The sequence below is a fragment of the Roseivivax sp. THAF197b genome (assembly GCF_009363255.1).
Taxonomy (GTDB): Bacteria; Pseudomonadota; Alphaproteobacteria; order Rhodobacterales; family Rhodobacteraceae; genus Roseivivax.
Genome location: NZ_CP045318.1, coordinates 1,628,562 through 1,646,865 on the forward strand (window position 1 = coordinate 1,628,562; position 18,304 = coordinate 1,646,865).

At 63.4% G+C, this 18,304-nt stretch carries 22 protein-coding genes and 1 tRNA gene; 19 read left to right on the forward strand and 4 right to left on the reverse strand.

Annotation, left to right across the window (positions count from 1 at the left end; translation table 11 throughout):
- Positions 1-6: 6 nt before the first annotated feature.
- The 3 genes from queA to FIV09_RS08105 all read left to right on the forward strand — a co-directional run bounded on the left by queA (position 7) and on the right by FIV09_RS08105 (position 3,142).
- On the forward strand, positions 7-1,065 hold the full coding sequence (gene queA / locus FIV09_RS08095) for a tRNA preQ1(34) S-adenosylmethionine ribosyltransferase-isomerase QueA (protein WP_152449509.1): 1,059 nt from the start codon (positions 7-9) through the stop codon (positions 1,063-1,065).
- A gap of 96 nt (positions 1,066-1,161) precedes the next feature.
- The gene (locus tag FIV09_RS08100; protein ID WP_152452455.1) at positions 1,162-2,448 is read left to right on the forward strand and encodes an MFS transporter; all 1,287 of its coding nucleotides are present in this window, start codon (positions 1,162-1,164) and stop codon (positions 2,446-2,448) included.
- 112 nt (positions 2,449-2,560) lie between these two features.
- Complete coding sequence (locus FIV09_RS08105; protein WP_152449510.1) at positions 2,561-3,142, forward strand: DUF924 family protein; 582 nt, start codon at positions 2,561-2,563, stop codon at positions 3,140-3,142.
- A 99-nt stretch (positions 3,143-3,241) separates the two neighbouring features.
- Here the strand turns inward: FIV09_RS08105 and FIV09_RS08110 are convergent, their stop codons facing one another.
- Both FIV09_RS08110 and FIV09_RS08115 read right to left on the reverse strand, forming a co-directional pair.
- On the reverse strand, positions 3,242-3,493 hold the full coding sequence (locus tag FIV09_RS08110) for a hypothetical protein (protein WP_152449511.1): 252 nt from the start codon (positions 3,491-3,493) through the stop codon (positions 3,242-3,244).
- 10 nt (positions 3,494-3,503) lie between these two features.
- Positions 3,504-4,157 (reverse strand): alpha/beta hydrolase, encoded by a 654-nt coding sequence (locus FIV09_RS08115; RefSeq protein WP_152449512.1) that lies wholly within the window; start codon positions 4,155-4,157, stop codon positions 3,504-3,506.
- Positions 4,158-4,393: 236 nt separating this feature from the next.
- Between FIV09_RS08115 and FIV09_RS08120 the strand changes: the two genes are divergently transcribed.
- The 14 genes from FIV09_RS08120 to FIV09_RS08185 all read left to right on the forward strand — a co-directional run bounded on the left by FIV09_RS08120 (position 4,394) and on the right by FIV09_RS08185 (position 15,319).
- Positions 4,394-4,855, forward strand: coding sequence for an Rrf2 family transcriptional regulator (locus tag FIV09_RS08120; RefSeq protein ID WP_152449513.1), 462 nt, complete (start codon positions 4,394-4,396; stop codon positions 4,853-4,855).
- A 121-nt stretch (positions 4,856-4,976) separates the two neighbouring features.
- Positions 4,977-6,020 (forward strand): cysteine desulfurase family protein, encoded by a 1,044-nt coding sequence (locus tag FIV09_RS08125; protein ID WP_152452457.1) that lies wholly within the window; start codon positions 4,977-4,979, stop codon positions 6,018-6,020.
- A gap of 45 nt (positions 6,021-6,065) precedes the next feature.
- Complete coding sequence (gene sufB, locus FIV09_RS08130; protein WP_152449514.1) at positions 6,066-7,604, forward strand: Fe-S cluster assembly protein SufB; 1,539 nt, start codon at positions 6,066-6,068, stop codon at positions 7,602-7,604.
- 45 nt (positions 7,605-7,649) lie between these two features.
- Positions 7,650-7,829 (forward strand): hypothetical protein, encoded by a 180-nt coding sequence (locus tag FIV09_RS08135; RefSeq protein ID WP_152449515.1) that lies wholly within the window; start codon positions 7,650-7,652, stop codon positions 7,827-7,829.
- Positions 7,826-8,038, forward strand: a complete 213-nt coding sequence (locus FIV09_RS08140; RefSeq protein WP_254702332.1) for a hypothetical protein — start codon at positions 7,826-7,828, stop codon at positions 8,036-8,038. The genes FIV09_RS08135 and FIV09_RS08140 overlap by 4 nt, the downstream gene beginning before the upstream one ends.
- Complete coding sequence (locus FIV09_RS08145; RefSeq protein WP_152449516.1) at positions 8,035-8,358, forward strand: heavy metal-binding domain-containing protein; 324 nt, start codon at positions 8,035-8,037, stop codon at positions 8,356-8,358. The genes FIV09_RS08140 and FIV09_RS08145 overlap by 4 nt, the downstream gene beginning before the upstream one ends.
- Positions 8,355-9,248 carry an FkbM family methyltransferase gene (locus tag FIV09_RS08150; protein WP_152449517.1) on the forward strand — a complete coding sequence of 298 codons (894 nt, stop codon included), beginning with the start codon at positions 8,355-8,357 and terminating at the stop codon, positions 9,246-9,248. The genes FIV09_RS08145 and FIV09_RS08150 overlap by 4 nt, the downstream gene beginning before the upstream one ends.
- Positions 9,245-9,847, forward strand: a complete 603-nt coding sequence (locus FIV09_RS08155; RefSeq protein WP_152449518.1) for a hypothetical protein — start codon at positions 9,245-9,247, stop codon at positions 9,845-9,847. Before FIV09_RS08150 ends, FIV09_RS08155 begins: the two co-directional genes overlap by 4 nt.
- Before the next feature lie 32 nt (positions 9,848-9,879).
- On the forward strand, positions 9,880-10,635 hold the full coding sequence (gene sufC / locus FIV09_RS08160; RefSeq protein WP_152449519.1) for a Fe-S cluster assembly ATPase SufC: 756 nt from the start codon (positions 9,880-9,882) through the stop codon (positions 10,633-10,635).
- Positions 10,635-11,918 (forward strand): Fe-S cluster assembly protein SufD, encoded by a 1,284-nt coding sequence (gene sufD, locus FIV09_RS08165; RefSeq protein ID WP_152449520.1) that lies wholly within the window; start codon positions 10,635-10,637, stop codon positions 11,916-11,918. The genes sufC and sufD overlap by 1 nt, the downstream gene beginning before the upstream one ends.
- A gap of 3 nt (positions 11,919-11,921) precedes the next feature.
- Complete coding sequence (locus tag FIV09_RS08170; RefSeq protein ID WP_152449521.1) at positions 11,922-12,413, forward strand: YIP1 family protein; 492 nt, start codon at positions 11,922-11,924, stop codon at positions 12,411-12,413.
- Positions 12,410-12,991, forward strand: a complete 582-nt coding sequence (locus FIV09_RS08175) for a YIP1 family protein (protein WP_172975662.1) — start codon at positions 12,410-12,412, stop codon at positions 12,989-12,991. The genes FIV09_RS08170 and FIV09_RS08175 overlap by 4 nt, the downstream gene beginning before the upstream one ends.
- Before the next feature lies 1 nt (position 12,992).
- Positions 12,993-14,213: a cysteine desulfurase gene (locus FIV09_RS08180; RefSeq protein ID WP_152449523.1), complete on the forward strand. Its 1,221-nt coding sequence runs from the start codon at positions 12,993-12,995 to the stop codon at positions 14,211-14,213.
- Between the two features lie 86 nt (positions 14,214-14,299).
- Entirely contained in the window at positions 14,300-15,319 is a 1,020-nt protein-coding gene (locus FIV09_RS08185; RefSeq protein WP_152449524.1) for a methyltransferase, read from the forward strand.
- A gap of 35 nt (positions 15,320-15,354) precedes the next feature.
- On the opposite strand, the gene FIV09_RS08190 is transcribed toward FIV09_RS08185, so the two are convergent.
- The gene (locus tag FIV09_RS08190) at positions 15,355-16,854 is read right to left on the reverse strand and encodes a peroxidase family protein (RefSeq protein WP_152449525.1); all 1,500 of its coding nucleotides are present in this window, start codon (positions 16,852-16,854) and stop codon (positions 15,355-15,357) included.
- A 167-nt stretch (positions 16,855-17,021) separates the two neighbouring features.
- Between FIV09_RS08190 and FIV09_RS08195 the strand changes: the two genes are divergently transcribed.
- Together FIV09_RS08195 and FIV09_RS08200 are read left to right on the forward strand one after the other, a co-directional pair.
- Positions 17,022-17,098, forward strand: a tRNA-Arg gene (locus FIV09_RS08195).
- Positions 17,099-17,282: 184 nt separating this feature from the next.
- Positions 17,283-17,795 carry a flavin reductase family protein gene (locus tag FIV09_RS08200; protein WP_152449526.1) on the forward strand — a complete coding sequence of 171 codons (513 nt, stop codon included), beginning with the start codon at positions 17,283-17,285 and terminating at the stop codon, positions 17,793-17,795.
- A gap of 30 nt (positions 17,796-17,825) precedes the next feature.
- Here FIV09_RS08200 and FIV09_RS08205 read toward each other — a convergent pair whose 3' ends face one another.
- A complete protein-coding gene (locus tag FIV09_RS08205; RefSeq protein WP_152449527.1) occupies positions 17,826-18,245 on the reverse strand; it encodes a hypothetical protein in 420 nt (139 codons plus the stop codon).
- Between the last annotated feature and the right edge of the window lie 59 nt (positions 18,246-18,304).

Genomic DNA, 18,304 nt, shown 5'->3' on the forward strand with positions numbered 1-18,304 from the left:
GCGCCCATGCAGCTGTCCGATTTCGACTTCGAGCTTCCCGAGGAGCGCATCGCCACACGGCCCGCACGGCCGAGATCCTCCGCGCGGCTTCTGGTAGCGGAGGGAGATCGAGCGATCACCGATGCCGTGGTCCGCGACCTGCCCGATTGGCTGCGTCCGGGGGACCGGCTGGTTCTGAACGACACGAAGGTGATCCCGGCGCGCCTGTCGGGAATGCGGCGGCGCGAGACCGGGCAGGGTGTGAGCGAGGCGAAGATCGAAGTGACCCTGCTGGAGCCTGCCGCCGATGGCGGCTGGACCGCGCTGGTCAAGCCGCTGAAGAAGCTGGGGCTGGGCGAAGAGGTGGTCTTCTCGTCCGCCCTGTCGGCCGTCCTCGAAGCCAAGGAGGAAGGCCAGGCGCGGCTGCGCTTCAACCTTGCGGGCGATGATTTCGACGCGGCACTGGCCGAGGCCGGCGCCATGCCGCTGCCCCCCTATATCGCGGCAAAGCGGCCCGCCGATGCGCAGGACCACGAGGATTACCAGACGATCTGGGCCGAGCGCGCCGGGGCAGTCGCGGCCCCCACGGCGTCCTTGCATTTCGACGCGCCCCTTCTGGCAACGCTTGCCGCGCGGGGCATCGCCTTCACCCATGTCACGCTGCACGTGGGCGCGGGCACCTTCCTGCCCGTGAAGGTCGAGGATGTGACCACCCACAAGATGCATTCCGAATGGGGCGAGGTGAGCGCCGAGGCCGCAGCCGAGATCCAGGCCACGAAAGAGGCAGGCGGCCGGATCATCCCGGTGGGCACCACGGCGCTGCGCCTGATCGAGACCGCGGCGCGCGAGACCGGACGGATCGCGCCCTTCGAAGGCGACACCGATATCTTCATCTATCCCGGCTTCGCATTCCGCGTGACCGACGCGCTGATGACCAATTTCCACCTGCCGAAATCGACGCTGATGATGCTGGTCTCGGCATTGATGGGGCGGGACCGGATCATGGAGATCTACAACCATGCGGTGAGAGAACAGTACCGCTTTTTCTCCTATGGCGATGCCTCGCTGCTGATCCCCGACCGCTGAGGTCCGAAACCGACACGAAACGGTCGTTATCGCGTTGAGCCTCTTCAGAGAATCGCGATAGGGCGCCCGTGGAAACGATGATCGGAGATGCGGGCGATGCTGGTAGTCCTAAACAGATCCTGGGCGCTGCTTCTCGGGATGCTTTTGCTGATGGTGGGCAACGGACTGCAGGGATCGCTGCTGGGGGTCCGGGGCGCCGAGGCGGGCTTTTCGCCCTTCGTGATGTCGATCGTGATGTCGGCCTTCTTCTTCGGCTTCATCATCGCCTCGCAGGTCGCGCCCCTGATGATCCAGCGGGTGGGTCACGTGCGGGTCTTCGCGGCCCTGGGCTCGATCATCTCGGCGGTGCTGATCCTGTTTCCGGCGCTGCCCTATGCGGGCTTCTGGATCGCGGGCCGGATCGTTCTGGGGTTTGCGTTCTGCGGGCTATACGTGACCGCGGAAAGCTGGCTCAACAACGCCTCGACCAATGCGACACGGGGGCAGGCGCTGTCGCTCTATATCATTGTGCAGATGCTGGGCGTGATCGCGGCGCAGGCGCTGTTGAACCTGCCTGATCCGTCGGGCTTTCTGCTCTTCGTGATCCCGTCGGTTCTGGTCTCGCTGGCCTTCGCGCCGATCCTTTTGACGGTCACACCGACGCCGGCCTTCGAGAGTACCAAGCGCATGACCCTGCGGGAGCTCTTCACCTCCTCGCCCCTGGGCTGCATCGGCATGGCGTTGATGGGCGTCGTCTTCGCGCTGCAATACGGCATGGCCGCCGTCTATGCCGTCGAGGCGGGGCTGACCCTGGCGCAGACGTCGATTTTCATCGCGGCCTTCTATGTGGGCGCGCTGATCTTCCAATACCCGCTGGGGATGCTGTCGGACCGGATCGACCGCCGGATCGTCATTGCCTTCACCGCCGCGATGGGCGGCATCGCGGCCACAACGGCGGCGCTCTTTTCGGGCAATTTCAGCGTGCTCGTGGCGGCGGCTGTTCTGATCGGTGGTGCGGCCAACCCGCTCTATTCGCTGCTGATCGCCCATACGAGCGATTTTCTGGATTACGAGGACATGGCGGCGGCTTCGGCGGGTCTGCAATTCCTCAATGGCATCTTCGCCGTGATCGGTCCGTTGGTGACAGGCTACCTGATGGTGCAGACCGGCCCGCAGGCATTTTTCGTCCTGATCGCACTGCCGATGCTGCTGTTGGTGGGCTACGCGCTCTACCGTGCGACGCGGCGTCCGGTGGCCGAAGATACCAACGAATTCGTGCCGATGCTCCATACGAGCTCGGTCATGTCGCTGGAGGCGGCGCAGGACATCTGGACCGAAGACGAGCCCGATGAGGCGGACGCCTCCGACCCAGGCGACGGTGCGGCCCGGCCGCAAGTGGCGTGATCCCGCGTGAGCCTGTCGAAGCGCGTTGACATAAAAGGTGATTTCATGCGGCAGGCGCGGCTTCGTAGGGTTGAGGCAGTGGGGTGTGTGAGTGAAGGGGAGGAGTGACGCCATGACCGGACCAAAGGAAATCCTGGCTTTCTGGCTCGACGAGGTCGGTCCCAAGGGGTGGTACAAACAGGACGATGCATTAGATGCGACGATCCGGGAGCGCTTTCTTCCGGTCCTCGAGGAGGCGATGGAAGGCCGCTTTGCGCTCTGGCTGACCTATCCGTCGGGGGTGCTCGCCTATATCATCCTGCTGGATCAGTTTCCGCGCAACATGTTCCGGGGGGAGGCGCGGGCCTTCGCTTCGGACCCGGTGGCACTGGCTGCGGCCAAACAGGCGGTGCGGCGCGAATGGGATCTCAGGATCGACGCGCCCGCGCGGCAGTTTTTCTACCTGCCGATGATGCATTCGGAGAACCTGTGCGATCAGGAGCATTGCATCCGGCTGGTCAAGGATCGCATGCCGAATGCGGGCGGCGACACGCTGCTGCATGCCCGCGTGCATCGCGAAGTCATCCGGCAATTCGGGCGCTTTCCCTATCGCAATGACGCTCTGTCGCGGACCTCGACCGCGTCGGAGAGCGCCTTCATGGATGAGGGCGGATACGGCGAAATCCTGCGCGAGATGCAAAAGGAAGCCGCCTGACTCGCGGGGAGCAGGCGGCGTTTTCTGTCAGCTTTTCGGTGTGACGCGGACGGTGTGACGCGCAACGGCGGCCGTCCGGCCCGCACCCAAGCGAATACGTCAGGTCTCGGGGGCGTCGGTCCCGTCCACCGCGCGCGAGCGGGCTTCCTTGGCAAGCTTGGTCAGGAAGGCGCGACCGCGCCGCTCGGCCAGACGCACGCGGATGCAGGTGAGATATTCCTCTTCCATCGTGGTGGACGCGGCGGCGAGCACCTCGGCCACCTCGACATAGAGGCGGTCCTGCCCGGTCGCATCCATGACCTTGAGCGTGTCGCGCGCCAGATCGTCGGCCAGATCGGTGATGAAGGACATGGGGCCGGACCTAGCGTGTGGTTTCCGTGAGGCGGCGCTTCACGTATTCGCTCACATTGCCGATCATCGTGTCCATATGCGGCTCTTCGAAGAAGTGGCCCGAACCCTCGATCTGCTGGTGGGTGATCGTGATGCCCTTCTGGTCCTGCAGCTTGCCCACGAGCGTCTCGGTATCGGCAGGCGGCGCCACGCGGTCGGCGGTGCCGTTGATGATCAGGCCCGAAGACGGGCAGGGCGCCAGGAACGAGAAGTCGTACATGTTGGCGGGCGGCGAGACCGAGATGAAGCCCGTGATCTCGGGGCGGCGCATCAGGAGCTGCATGCCGATCCAGGCACCGAAGGAGAAACCGGCGACCCAGCAATGCTTCGAGTTCGAATTCAGCGATTGCAGGTAATCGAGCGCCGCGGCCGCATCGGACAATTCGCCGACGCCCTGGTCATATTCGCCCTGGCTGCGACCCACGCCCCGGAAATTGAAGCGCAGGACGGTGAAGCCCATGTTGTAGAAGGCGTAATGCAGGTTGTAGACGACCTTGTTGTTCATCGTCCCGCCGAATTGCGGATGCGGATGAAGCACGATCGCGATGGGCGCATCGCGGTCCTTCTGCGGATGGTAGCGGCCTTCCAGGCGGCCTTCGGGTCCGGGAAAGATGACCTCGGGCATGGGGGTCTTGGCTCCTTCAGAGTGCGGAATTCTTGACGAATTCAATCAAGCACTTTAGAACAGTTCTAAATCCGGGCCATGAGGCGGCGACCGGCGCTTTGACGCAGATATGCAACCGGGTAGATGAGGTCAATCGTTTAAGGCGTTTGGGCCGTGGCAGGGTCCTTGATCCGCGGCATTGCGCGGGCGGCGACAGACGGCACGGGATCGGCAAGAGACGGCATGAGGGGTGTGAGATGAAGCTCAGCACGAAGGGGCGGTACGCGATGGTGGCCCTCGTCGATATCGCGATGCAGCCCGAGGATGGTCTGGTGACCCTGTCGGATATCTCGCGGCGGCAGGATATCTCCCTGCCGTATCTCGAGCAGCTGTTCGTGAAGCTGCGGCGGGCGAAGCTCGTGGCATCGGTGCGCGGGCCGGGGGGCGGCTACCGGCTGTCGCGGCCTGCGACCGAAATCCGGGTCGTGGATATTCTGGCCGCCGTCGACGAGACGGTTGACGCCATGCACAAGGGTGCAGGCGCGTCGGGTGGCGCATCGGGATCCAAGGCGCAATCGCTGACCAACCGTCTTTGGCAGGGGCTTTCGGCGCATGTCTACGTCTTCCTGCATCAGACGCGCCTGTCGGATGTGGTGAGCAATGCGATGGTTCCGTGCCCGGCTGTGCCGTCGCTCTTTTCCGTGGTGGATGAGGGGTGAGCCGCTTGTCCATCCCTTGCGGGCTGTCCGCGCCTGTGGCTGAAGACGCGGGCGGATCGTGGCGCGCTGCAGGTGGCTGCGCGCAGGGTCTTTGCGAAGGGACAGAACAGACGTGGCACGCATGAGCCGGACCTATCTCGACTGGAATGCCACGGCGCCGTTGCGAACCGAGGCGCGCGACGCGATGGTCGCGGCGATGGATGTGGTGGGCAATCCGTCCTCCGTTCACGCGGAAGGACGCGCCGCAAAGGGCCTGGTCGAACGCGCCCGGCGACAGGTCGCCACGGCGCTTGGCGCGGACGGGGCCGATATCGTCTTCGTCTCGGGTGCGACCGAGGCGGCAGCACTGGCCATGGCCGGGCGCGATCTGCACGGCGCGAAGGTGGAGCATGACGCGGTTGCGGCCTGGTCGGACGGGACGCTGGCAGTGGACCGGCATGGCCGTGTGCATGTGCCCGATCCGGCAATGAGCGTGCTTCAGGCGGCCAATAGCGAAACGGGTGTGGTGCAGACGCTGCCAGAGGGCTTGGCGCTGACCGATGCGACGCAGGTCTTCGGCAAGCTGCCCTTCGCCTTCAACTGGTCCGGGGCCGAGATGGCCATCGTGTCCGCGCACAAGCTCGGTGGTCCGAAAGGCATCGGCGCGCTGGTGATGAAGCGCGGCACCGACTTGGCCGCGCAGATCCGCGGCGGGGGTCAGGAGATGGGCCGCCGGTCGGGTACCGAAAACGTCATCGGGATCGCGGGCTTTGGTGCCGCGGCGGAGGCGGCAATGGGTGATCTCGATACCGGTCGATGGGCCGAGGTCGAGAAACTTAGAAACATTCTAGAAAATGTCATTGCAGCGGGCGCCAAAGAAACTAAATTTGTCGGGAATGACACGACGCGGCTGCCCAACACCTCCTGCATCATCGCGGAAGGCTGGAAGGGCGAGACACAGGTCATGGCGATGGATCTCGCCGGATTTGCGATCAGCGCCGGGTCGGCCTGTTCCTCGGGAAAGGTGCGGGCCAGCGCCGTGCTGACGGCGATGGGCTATAGCGAGGCCGAGGCCGCATCGGCCATCCGGGTCAGCCTGGGGCCGGAGACGAAAGAAGACGACGTGATGCGTTTTGCCGAAACCTGGCTGAAGCATCTGGAGAAACATCGCGCGAAGGCGGCCTGACGCCGCTTCCTGCGCTAGAGGATCGAACACGAGAAGGGTCGGACAATGGCAGCTCTGGACACTCCCCAAATCAAGGATGGCGAAGTCAAGGACGGCGTCGACCAGGAAACGGTCGACAAGGTCCGCACCTTGGGCGGCAAGTACAAGTACGGTTGGGAAACCGACATCGAGATGGATTACGCCCCGAAGGGTCTGAACGAGGATATCGTTCGGCTGATCTCGGAGCGGAACGAGGAGCCGGAATGGCTGCTGGAATGGCGTCTCGAGGCGTTCCGCCGCTGGCAGGAACAGCCCGAACCCGACTGGGCCATGCTCAACATCGAGCCGATCCCCTACCAGGAGCAGTATTACTACGCGCGTCCGAAATCGATGGAGGAGAAGCCCAAATCCCTCGATGACGTCGACCCCAAACTGCTCGAAACCTACAAGAAGCTCGGGATCCCGCTGAAGGAGCAGATGATCCTCGCAGGCGTCGAGGGCGCCGAGGACGCGCCCGCTGAAGGCCGCAAGGTCGCGGTCGATGCGGTCTTCGACTCGGTCTCCGTGGGCACGACCTTCCAGAAGGAGCTGGAGAAGGCGGGCGTCATCTTCTGCTCGATCTCGGAGGCGGTGAAGAACCACCCCGATCTGGTGAAGAAATACCTCGGGACGGTCATTCCGAACTCCGACAACAAGTTCGCGACGCTGAACGCCGCTGTCTTCTCGGATGGCTCGTTTGTCTACATCCCGCCGGGGGTGCGCTGCCCGATGGAACTGTCCACCTATTTCCGCATCAACGCGGAAAATACCGGCCAGTTCGAGCGGACGCTGATCGTCGCCGACAAGGGCTCTTACGTGTCCTATCTCGAAGGCTGCACCGCGCCCCAGCGCGACACCTCGCAGCTGCACGCGGCCTGCGTGGAACTCGTGGCGCTCGAAGATGCGGAGATCAAGTATTCCACCGTTCAGAACTGGTATCCCGGTGACGAGGACGGCAAGGGCGGCATCTACAACTTCGTCACCAAGCGCGCCGATTGCCGCGGCGACCGCTCCAAGGTGATGTGGACTCAGGTGGAGACAGGCTCGGCCATCACCTGGAAATACCCGTCCTGCATCCTGCGCGGCGATGACAGCCAAGGTGAGTTCTACTCGATCGCCATCACCAACAACTGGCAACAGGCCGATACCGGCACGAAGATGGTGCATCTGGGCAAGAACACCCGCAGCCGGATCGTCTCCAAGGGGATCTCGGCCGGGCAGGCGCAGAACACCTATCGCGGCCTCGTCTCGATGCACAAGAAGGCCACCAATTCGCGCAACTACACCCAGTGCGACAGCCTTCTGATCGGCGACAAATGCGGGGCGCACACGGTCCCTTATATCGAGGTGAAGAACAACTCGAGCCGGGTGGAGCATGAGGCCACGACCTCCAAGGTCGATGACGACCAGATGTTCTACTGCCAGAGCCGCGGCATGGACGAGGAAGAGGCTGTAGCGCTGATCGTGAACGGCTTCGCCAAGGAAGTGCTTCAGGCGCTGCCGATGGAGTTTGCGATGGAAGCGCAGCAGCTCGTTGCGATTTCGCTCGAAGGGTCGGTGGGCTAAGGCCCCCGATCTTCCGATCTGGCCGAGGCGGGGCGGAGCAGGACGATGATGAAACTCGCACTTCTGCCAGCGGTACTGACCGGGGCGTTCTGTGTGATCTTTTCGATCGTCGTCAATGCTTTGGCGGGCGCGCTTGATATGGCGCTGTTCTTGGGCGTGTCCTTCGTGTCGGGCTTTCTCGGAAACCTGTTCGCGCAGGCTGTGACAGGAGGGCGGCGCAAATGAGCGCGCAGCTGCTGATCTACCTCGTGATGAAGAGCGCAGGCGCCGGAATCGGCGTCTTCCTCGGCACATTCGTGGGCTTCGTGATCCGCGCCCGCAAAGGCAAGACCGACGGGATGATCCGTGGCTCTGCCACCCTGACGGCGCTCGCTGCCGGTGGAGCCGCGCTTCTGATCATGATGGTTGTGAATTACGTAAGGTTGCCCGGATGATTGTCTCGACCACCAACAGCCTCGAAGGCTACCGCATCCTTGAATACCGCGGCGTTGTCGTTGGTGAGGCGATCATGGGCGCGAACGTGTTCCGCGATCTCTTCGCGCAGGTGCGCGATATCGTCGGCGGGCGTTCGGGGGCCTATGAGGCAAAGCTGGCCGATGCACGGGAGACGGCCATGGCCGAGCTGACCGAACAGGCGCGCCTGCGCGATTGCAACGCCGTGGTCGGCGTGGATATCGACTACGAGGTGGTGGGCGACTCGATGCTCATGGTGTCGGTCTCGGGTACAGCCGTGGTGACGGAGCGGCTGGCATGAACGCGGCAGCCCATGCAAAACGCATCGAGACCCTGCGCGGCTTGCTGGCTCCGGAGCGGCTGACCGAGATCATCGATGTCGGCGCCAACCCGACCGAACTGCCGCTCTACATGCCGCTTGTCGATGCCAAAGCCGCACGCGTCACCGGCTTCGAGCCGCAGCCCGCAGCCTTTGAGGCGCTCGGTCCGCGCCAAAGTGCCTATGAGCGCTACCTGCCTTACGCAGTGGGCGACGGGCAGCCCGGAACGCTGCATATCTGTCGCAAGGACGGCTTCACGTCGCTCTTGGAACCGGAGCCGATCACCCGCACCTATCTCTGGCGTCCGTGGTGGTCCCGAATGACCAAGGTTCTCGATAAGATCCCGGTCGAGACGCGGCGGCTGGACGACATGGAGGAGATTGAGGCGCTCGATCTGCTCAAGATCGACATTCAGGGCGGCGAGCTTTCAGTGTTTCAGAACGGCCGAGAAAAACTGGCCAATGCACTGGTCGTCGTGACCGAAGTGGCGTTCATGCCGCTCTACAAGGATCAGCCGCTTCTGGACCAACAGATGACAGAGTTGCTGTCGCAGGGTTTTCTGCTGCATTCCTTCCGCGGAATGGTCGACTCCGCGCTGTTCGATGCACGCTACATGCATGTCCCGCGCGGACACCACAAATACGGCCAGCTCATCGACAGCGACGCGATCTTCCTGCGTGATCCGCGCCGCATGACGGCCTTCGGCGACGACCAGCTCAAGCATTACGCGCTGCTTGCCGACGGGGCGCTCGACATGCCGGACCTTGCTGCGCGTTGCCTGACCGAGCTCGTGCGGCGAGAGGCCATCCCGGCGGCGGCGCTCGACGCCTATCGCCAGATGCTGAGCGAGAGCGAGGGCGCGCCTACATGAACGAGGTCGCCACCATACCGCGACCGGAGCTGACGCTGCCCGACGCGGAGGCGGCCTTGGTGCGCGCGGAATATGCCGAGGCGGAGGTGATCCTCGAATACGGCTCCGGCGGCTCCACGGTGATGGCGGCAGAGATGCCGGGCAAGCGCGTGTTCACCGTCGAGAGCGACCGCGCCTGGGCCGAGATGATGCGCGGCTGGTTTGCTGCGAACCCGCCGGCCCAAGGCTCCGAGGTGAACGTGATCTGGTCCGATATCGGCCGGACACGCGATTGGGGACAGCCCGTTGACGACACGGAATGGCGGCGTTACCCGCGCTATCCGCTCGAGGTCTGGGGCCTGCCGGAATTTCGTCAGCCGCAGGTGGTGCTGGTCGACGGACGCTTCCGGCAGGGATGCGCACTTGCGGCGAAATACCTCGCGCATGGCCCTGTCACATTGCTCTTCGATGATTACCTCCATCGTAAGCATTATCACCAGGTCGAGGCGTTCCTCGGCCGTCCCGAAATCACCGGGCGCATGGCCCGGTTCGAGATCACGCCGGAGCCGATCCCACCGGACCGCCTGCTTCGGATCATGCAATTGATGGTGCGGCCCTGACCCACCGCCACGCGACGAGAAAGGAAAGAATTATGCTGGAAATCAAGAACCTGCACGTCAAGCTTGAGGAAGAGGACAAGCAGATCCTCAAGGGAGTCGATCTGACGATCGAGGCCGGCAAGGTCCACGCGATCATGGGCCCGAACGGCTCTGGCAAGTCGACGCTGTCCTACGTCCTGTCGGGCCGCGACGGCTACGAAGTGACCGAGGGCGAGGCGACGCTGCTGGGCGAGGACATCCTCGATCTCGACCCCGAAGAGCGCGCCGCGGCGGGCCTCTTCCTGGCCTTCCAATACCCGGTGGAGATTCCCGGCGTCGGCAACATGACCTTCCTGCGCACCGCGGTGAACGCACAGCGCAAGGCCCGCGGCGAGGAGGAAATGTCCTCGACCGAGTTCCTCAAGGTCGTGCGCGAGAAGGCCAAGGAGCTGGAGATCGGCGCGGACATGCTGAAGCGCCCCGTGAATGTGGGCTTCTCGGGCGGTGAGAAGAAGCGCAACGAGATCCTGCAGATGGCGATGCTGGAGCCCAAGCTCTGCATTCTCGACGAGACCGACTCGGGCCTCGACGTGGACGCGATGAAGCTTGTCTCCGATGGCGTGAACAAGCTGCGCGCACCGGATCGCGGCTTCCTCGTTATCACGCATTATCAGCGGCTTCTGGACCATATCACCCCCGACGTCGTGCACATCATGTATGACGGCCGCATCGTGAAGACCGGCGGACCCGAGCTGGCGCTCGAGGTCGAGAAGAACGGCTATGCAGACATCATGGCGGAGAGTGCGTAATGGCAGCCCCCCAGATCAAATTTGACCAGACCGAAGAGCGGTTGTCCGGCCTGACTCTGCCCGAAGGCGGCTGGAGCATGGCCGCGCGGCGCGATGCGCTGGCCCGCGTGCAGGCGATGGGCCTGCCGCATGCGCGGGACGAGTATTGGAAATACACCAAGCCCGCGACGCTGGTACAGGCCGAAGCGCCGAAAGCGGCGCTGTTCCAGGGCGAAGAGACACCGATTTTTGACGAAGTCGACCGTCTGAAGGTCGTTTTCGTCGATGGCGTCTTCGATGCGGAGGCCTCGGACGACCTTTCGATGGAAGGCATCAAGATCGAGCGGCTGGCCGACAGCCCGGCGGATATCCACTGGGCGCGCGATCTCTACGGCACGCTCGAACTGGCGGCGCAGACGCCGGTCGAACGTCCATTGGCGGCGCTCAATACCGCCTTTGCAACGGACGGCGTTCTGATTCATGTCACAGGCAAGGCCTCCAAGCCGGTCAACCTGATTTACAACCATAAATCAGAGACTTCGGATGCGATCCTTCACCACTGCATCAAGTTGGACGAAGGTGCGGAGCTGACCGTTCTGGAAAACGGTCCGGCTGCGGCACGGTTCAACAAGGTGATGGAAGTGGATGTCGCCGACAACGCGACCTTCCACCATATCCGCACCCAGGGCCGTGACCATGAACGCCGTGCGGCCACGCATATCTTCGGCCGTCTCGGGCAGGAATCGACCTTCAAGTCGTTCACGCTGACCGCCAATGGCGTGCTGACGCGTAATGAATGCGTGCTGGAGCTGACAGGCGACGACGCAGTGGCGCATGTTGCGGGTGCCTGCATGGGCGACGGCGATTTTCACCATGACGACACCGTCTTCATCACCCATGACGCGGTGAATTGCGAAAGCCGTCAGGTTTTCAAGAAGGTGCTGCGCAACGGTGCGACGGGCGTGTTCCAGGGCAAGATCTTGGTGAAGGACGGCGCGCAGAAGACGGACGGCTACCAGATCAGCCAGTCGCTTCTGCTGGACGATGACAGCCAGTTCCTCGCCAAGCCCGAGCTTGAGATCTACGCTGATGACGTGGCCTGTTCGCATGGCTCGACCTCCGGCGCGATCGATGACGAGGCGCTGTTCTACCTGCGCTCGCGCGGTGTGCCGCAGGGCTACGCCGAAGACCTGCTGACGCTGGCTTTCCTTGCCGAAGCGGTGCTCGAGATCGAGGATCAGGACCTGCAGGACGAGGTCAATGGCCGCATCGAGGCCTGGCTCATGCGTCGGCGGTCCGCCTGACCCGTGCCGGTCACGAGCGATATCGTCGCGTCCTATCGCGGCCCGGGACGGGTGGTCGGTCGGCTTCTGTCTGATGGACGCCGGGAGGAGCGGGCGCTCGCCATCCTGATGGCGGCGTGCCTGCTCTATTTCCTGTCCCGGCTGCCGTCGCTCGCGCGAGATGCGCATCTTCAGGGCGAGGATCTCAATCCGCTTTTGGGCGGTGCGCTCTTTGGCTGGATCTTCATCGCGCCGCTCTTGATGTACGGCATCGCCGGGGTCAGCCACATGCTGGCGCGGGTGCTGGGCGGCAAAGGCACATGGTTCGGCGCGCGCATGGCGCTGTTCTGGGCGCTTCTTGCCTCGTCTCCGCTCGTGTTGCTGAACGGGCTTGTGGCGGGCTTCATCGGGCCGGGGCCGGGGCTGACAGTCGTCGGCCTCCTATGGGTCGTCGTGTTCCTGTGGTTCTGGATCTCGGGCCTGCGCGTGGCGGAAAAGGGCGCGAGCCCGGCATGACGCCTCTGGGGTTCCTCAGGCTGGCCTGGCAAAGCGTCATCGCCCCCCGCGAGGTGGCGCGGCTGTTGCTGTCGCTGCGGTTGGGGCACGAGGCGCTTCTCGTCTCGGCGGCGCTCGTTCTGGTGCTGAACACGGCCATTGTGCGGGCCTCGACCATCCTGACGCCGCCCGATCCGGCGATTGCACCCTTCGTGACCCAGCCTCTGACCTTCTTCATGGGGCTGGGCGGCATTCTCGCCATCGTGGCGCTCGTGCTGACCTGGTGCGGCCGCGCGGTGGGCGGCACGGGCCGGATCGAGGATGTGGGTCTCATGATGATCTGGCTGCAGGGTCTGCGTGTGATCGTCCAGCTTGTGATGCTCGTGCTGGCGCCCATCGCGGCCACGCTGGCGGCGCTTGTGTCCATCGCGGCATCGCTGGTCGGCCTCTGGATCCTCGTCAACTTCCTTGCGGAGGCGCATGAATTTCCGACGCTCGGAAAGGCGGCCTTCGTGCTGCTTCTGGCGGTCACGGGCCTCGCGCTCGGGCTTTCCTTCTTTTTCACGCTGATCGGGGCGACGGCCTCGGGGATGACCTGAAATGTATGATGTTCAAGAGGTCCGGAAGGACTTTCCGATCCTGTCGCGAGAGGTGAACGGCAAGCCGCTGGTCTATCTCGACAATGGCGCATCGGCCCAGAAGCCGCAGGTCGTGATCGATGCGGTCACACGCGCCTATGCGGAGGAATATTCAAACGTTCACAGGGGCTTGCACTTCCTTTCTAACCTCGCGACCGAGAAGTATGAAAGTGTTCGCGGCACCATTGCGCGCTTCCTTGGCGTGGCGGATGAGGAGCAGATCATCCTCAATACCGGCACCACCGAGGGCATCAACATGGTCGCCTATGGCTGGGCCATGCCGCGCATGGAGGCGGGCGACGAAATCGTCCTGTCGGTGATGGAGCACCACGCCAATATCGTACCCTGGCACTTCCTGCGCGAACGGCAGGGTGTTGCACTCAAGTGGGTCGATGTGGATAGCCGCGGCGCGCTCGATCCGCAAGCGGTGATCGACGCCATCGGCCCGAAGACGAAACTCGTGGCAATAACGCATCTTTCCAACGTGTTGGGCACCGTTGTTGATGTGAAGACCATCATCGATGCGGCCCATGCCAAAGGCGTGCCGGTGTTGGTCGATGGCAGCCAGGCGGCGGTGCACATGCCGCTCAATCTCGATGATCTGGGGGCGGATTTCTACGCCATCACCGGACATAAGCTCTACGGGCCAAGCGGTTCCGGGGCGATCTTCGTGCATCGCGACAGGTTGGCCGAGATGCGTCCCTTCATGGGCGGCGGCGACATGATCCGCGAAGTGCACAAGGACAGCGTCACCTATGCCGACGCTCCGATGAAATTCGAGGCGGGCACGCCGGGCATCGTGCAGACGATCGGACTGGGTGTCGCGCTCGATTACATGATGAACCTCGGAATGGAGAATATCGCGGCACACGAGGCCACATTGCGGGATTATGCGCGCGGGCGGCTCGACGGGCTGAATTGGCTCTCGGTGCAAGGCACGACCGAGAACAAGGCGGCGATCTTCTCCTTCACGATGAACGGTGCCGCGCATGCCCATGATATATCGACCATTCTTGACAAGAAGGGCGTCGCCGTCCGGGCCGGTCAGCATTGTGTCGGGCCGCTGATGGATCACATGGGCGTGGCCGCGACCTGCCGGGCCTCTTTCGGGCTTTACAACACCGAAGCCGAGGTCGACGTGCTGATCGACGCGCTCGAGCTGGCCCACGAGTTGTTCGGCTGATCCAGGTTGACGTGGCGCCGGGCGGTTGTACCCGGCGGTACGGTCCCTAGGGTGGTGGCATTGTTCACCATCAAGGAGCCGCCCTCATGCCCGCCGACCTACTGACCGACGCCGATCAGGTATCCGACATCGCCTTCGGGTTCATGGGGTCGAAGGCGCTTTTCGCAGCACTCGATGTCGGCATGTTCACCGCGTTGTCGGACGGGGCGCAGACGGCAGAGGAAGTGGCGGCCAAGACGGGCTTGCATCCGGCGCGGGCCGAGACCTTGATGACCGCGTTGACCGGGCTCGGGCTTTTGTCGGTCGATCAGGGGCGTTTTGCCAATGCACCGGCGGCCGAAGCGTTTCTGGTCAAGGGCGCCAAGTACGATTTCGGCGATTACCTCAGGTTTCAGGTCGACAAGCAGATGTACCGGCTGCTCGGCCAACTGACGCCCGCGCTGACGGGCGCGCTGGGGGATGAGGCCACGAAAAGCTACGAGGCGTGGTTCGCCGATCCCGAAGAGGCGCGGCTCTATTCCGAAAGTCAGCATGCGGGCTCGACGGGTCCGGCGCGGCAACTGGCCAAACGCGTCGATCTGAGCGGTGTTTCGCGGCTTCTCGATGTGGGCGGGGGCACGGGCGCTTTTGCCATCGGGTTGTGCCAAGCCTATCCCGATCTTGAGGTGACCATCCTCGATTTTCCCAACGTGGCGACGCTTGGTCGGGATTACGTGGCCAAGGCGGGGCTCTCCGACCGCATCGCTTACGCGGAGGGCAATGCGCTCAAGGCCGAGTGGCCGGACGGGGTGGATGCCGTGTTGATGTCCTACCTGTTCTCGGGTGTGCCCGGAGAGGCGCATCCCGGACTTCTGGAAAAGGCCATGACCGTGCTCAACCCCGGCGGGTGGGTGATGGTGCACGACTTCATCGTGCATGCGGATCGCACGGGGCCGCGCCTTGCCGCTCTTTGGCAATTGCAGCACACGGCCTTCACGCCGGAAGCCAAGTCGACTGACACGGACGGGCTGACCCGCGCCTTGGCGGATGCGGGCTTCACGGATGTCGAAATCGGTCCGATGATCCCGGAAATGACGATGCTGGCGCTCGGGACGAAACCCGGCTGAGCGCAGCGCGCACCCAGCCGGGCGGGGGGCAAGCCTCAGCCGCCGGCCTTCAGGGCCGCGGCATGGGCGATATTGCCGCGATGCGCCTCGGCATAGGCCATCATGCCCGCCATCAGACCGCCCGCGTCATCGAACTTCGTCGAGGGATGGAAGCCCGAAGCGTGCCAGTAGGTCGTGGGATCGAGCCGCAGAAGGCGCGCGAACACGGACGCGACGATTGCCCCGCCAACACCGGTCAGCTTTCCGTGGCCGTGCTGCTCGGCCTCTTGCAGGCAGTAGAACCACAGGGGCGTCTTGACGATGCCGTTCTTCTTGAGGTCGGCATGCCGCTCCACCTCGGGCAGATCGCGGTGATGGTGGGTCTTGAACCAGTCGCGGATCTTCTCGCCGTTGGCGAGCTGATAGGTGTAGCGGTCCCGCAGCATGTTGCGCAGCGGCAGGTTACGGCTCTGATCGAGGGTCAGGGTGTGATTGATCTCTTCAAGATGGACGCGGTGGTTGATGAACATCAGGTTCGTCAGCGGCAGGCCGAGCGTGGTGCCCACGGGTCGCGCCTTCTGCGCCGCCGTACCGCCCAGGTCGAAGAACATGCGCATCTCGGCGGAGCTGTCGCGGAGCCCGAAGCCCAGGATGTCGCTCATCGAAATCTGGCCGCCGTCTTTCGCCATCGCGTAATCGGGCTGCGCCGTGGCATGGCCGAACCGGTAGGCCGCACCCGAGAATTCCACCGGCATGATCGCGGCACCCGCTCCGAAATCATCGAAGGTCATCGCGTGATCGAGGCAGGATTGCTGCACGAAGGCGGGCAGGAGTTCTGTCCAGACGGCGAATTGATAATGCATCCGCAGGAAGCGGCGGACCGCCTCGAAGATTTCCGCCTCCGAGGGCACGTGGTCGTGCCAATCGTTGGCATTCATGCCCATATGGGCGCAATCGAACACCTCCTTGCGGGTGTCGGCATCATGCTCCACCTCGGTCATCAGGATATTATGCAGGGCGATGAAATTGGCCTGGATCTGGCTGACGATGCCGTTCTCGTCATTGCGCGGATCGCCGATCAGCGCCGTGCCGTTGGGCGTGCGGGCAAGGTCGTGCTCATTGGTGGCATTGCCGTAAAGCAGATATCCCGACGCGTCGCTATTGCCGTAAAGATGCGGGCTCGCCTCGGGGCCCGAACCATAGACGCAGTCGAGATCGAGCGACGGCGTGCGCACGTTCGGGATCGTCGCGGGCACGATCCGGGTGCCCAGCGCCGAGGTTGCATCGAGCGTGATGTCATGATCGACGAACTGCCCGAAGAAGGTCAGACCCGCGGCCGCCTCGCCGGATTTGTCGGTCTTCTTGCCCATGCCGAGCGCGATGGCCTCGTAGATCTCGATGAGCTGGGGGTGGGTCAGGTTTTCGAGGTGAAGCGAATTGGCCGGAAGCAGCCTGCCGAACGTGGCGGGCAGGGGCAGGTGGCGGGCGTCCTGGGGGGCGATATGGGATTTAACAAGCTGGTCATAACGTGACAGCCCGTGATGCACACGAGTCATGGAAAGCTCCTTTTAAAAAGCGTCTTGCGTCAAAAAATGCGGATCTAAAAATACGTGATCCGAGGAGGGTCCTAGCACAACCGGGCGAATTTGTCGTGCCAAAATGCGGGAGGGCCGGGGGATGCGTCTTGCGTCCGCGCATCAAGGACGGTAGTGCACAAATCAAGGCACCCGTAGCTCAGCTGGATAGAGCGCTGCCCTCCGAAGGCAGAGGCCATAGGTTCGAATCCTATCGGGTGCGCCAAATTCCCTTGGCCGACATGCACATGCGCCGCTGTTTAGTGCAGGACTGCGTATCATTTCGGCGCGGGACACGCCACGAGACGCTGCATCGCGCCCATCACTCGGGCTTCTGCAAATAATCAGGCATCTTAATTTGTTTTGATGGCGTCGCGGGATATCTTTCGGGCAACGAAAGGATCCAATTCATGAACGCACCCAGTTCGAGTTTCGCACAGACCCGCGACCCGCGCGCCTTGCGCGATTCCCTGTCGTGCTTTCCGACCGGGGTGACCGTGGTCACGGCGCGGGCGCAGGATGGGGCGCCGGTCGGTGTGACGGTGTCGTCGTTCAACGCGGTCTCGCTCGACCCGCCGCTGATCCTTTGGAGCCTGGGGTTGAAATCCGCGAGCCTTGAGGTGTTTCGCGCTGCGGATCATTTCGCGGTCAACGTCCTGTCGGAGGCGCAGGCGGATCTTCCGCGCATCTTTTCCAGCCCGGTGGAGGATCGCTTCGCAGGGCTCGACTGGCGGGACGGGATCGGCGGTGCGCCGGTTCTGACAGACAGCACCGCGGTCTTCGAATGCCGCAGCTATGCGCGCTACGATGGCGGCGATCACGAGATCATGCTGGGCGAGGTGATGCAGCACGATTGGCGCGAAGCGGCCCCGCTGATCTTCGCCAAGGGCCGCGTGTCGACCCTTCAGGCATCGGAGACCTGACCTTTCGGACAGAGCCGCGAAGCCGCCCGCTCAGAACAGCGGCGCGTTCGCGCTGTCGAGATACTCGACAGTCGTGAAGCACAGGACCGTATCGCCGATATTCTCCAGATCGTGGGTCATGCTTTCGCCCTTGGCGAAGGTGAAATGCTTGGTCGTGCCGACCTCGTAATCCATCTCCGACACCGTGCCATCGGAAAAGCGGGACCGCGCGCGTCCGGGGGTGGTGGCGACCCAGAAGTAATCCAGCATATGCGTGTGAAAGGGCAGGCGGTCGCCGGGCTGCATCTCGATCAGCCAGACCCGTGCGCGCGGGCTTTCGCTGACAAGGGTCGAGCCCACATTCCCGTTCGTTCCCGCGCTCTCCAATTCGGCGATCAGAGCAGGCGTCCAGTGCGGCCCCTGAAACGCATTCGCATCGGCGTCGATCCTGGTTGCGGCATTCTGTGTCATTAGAAGGCTCCCTTGCGCTCGCTTTTTAATTATAGAGTGATAATTAAAGAGCGCAAAGC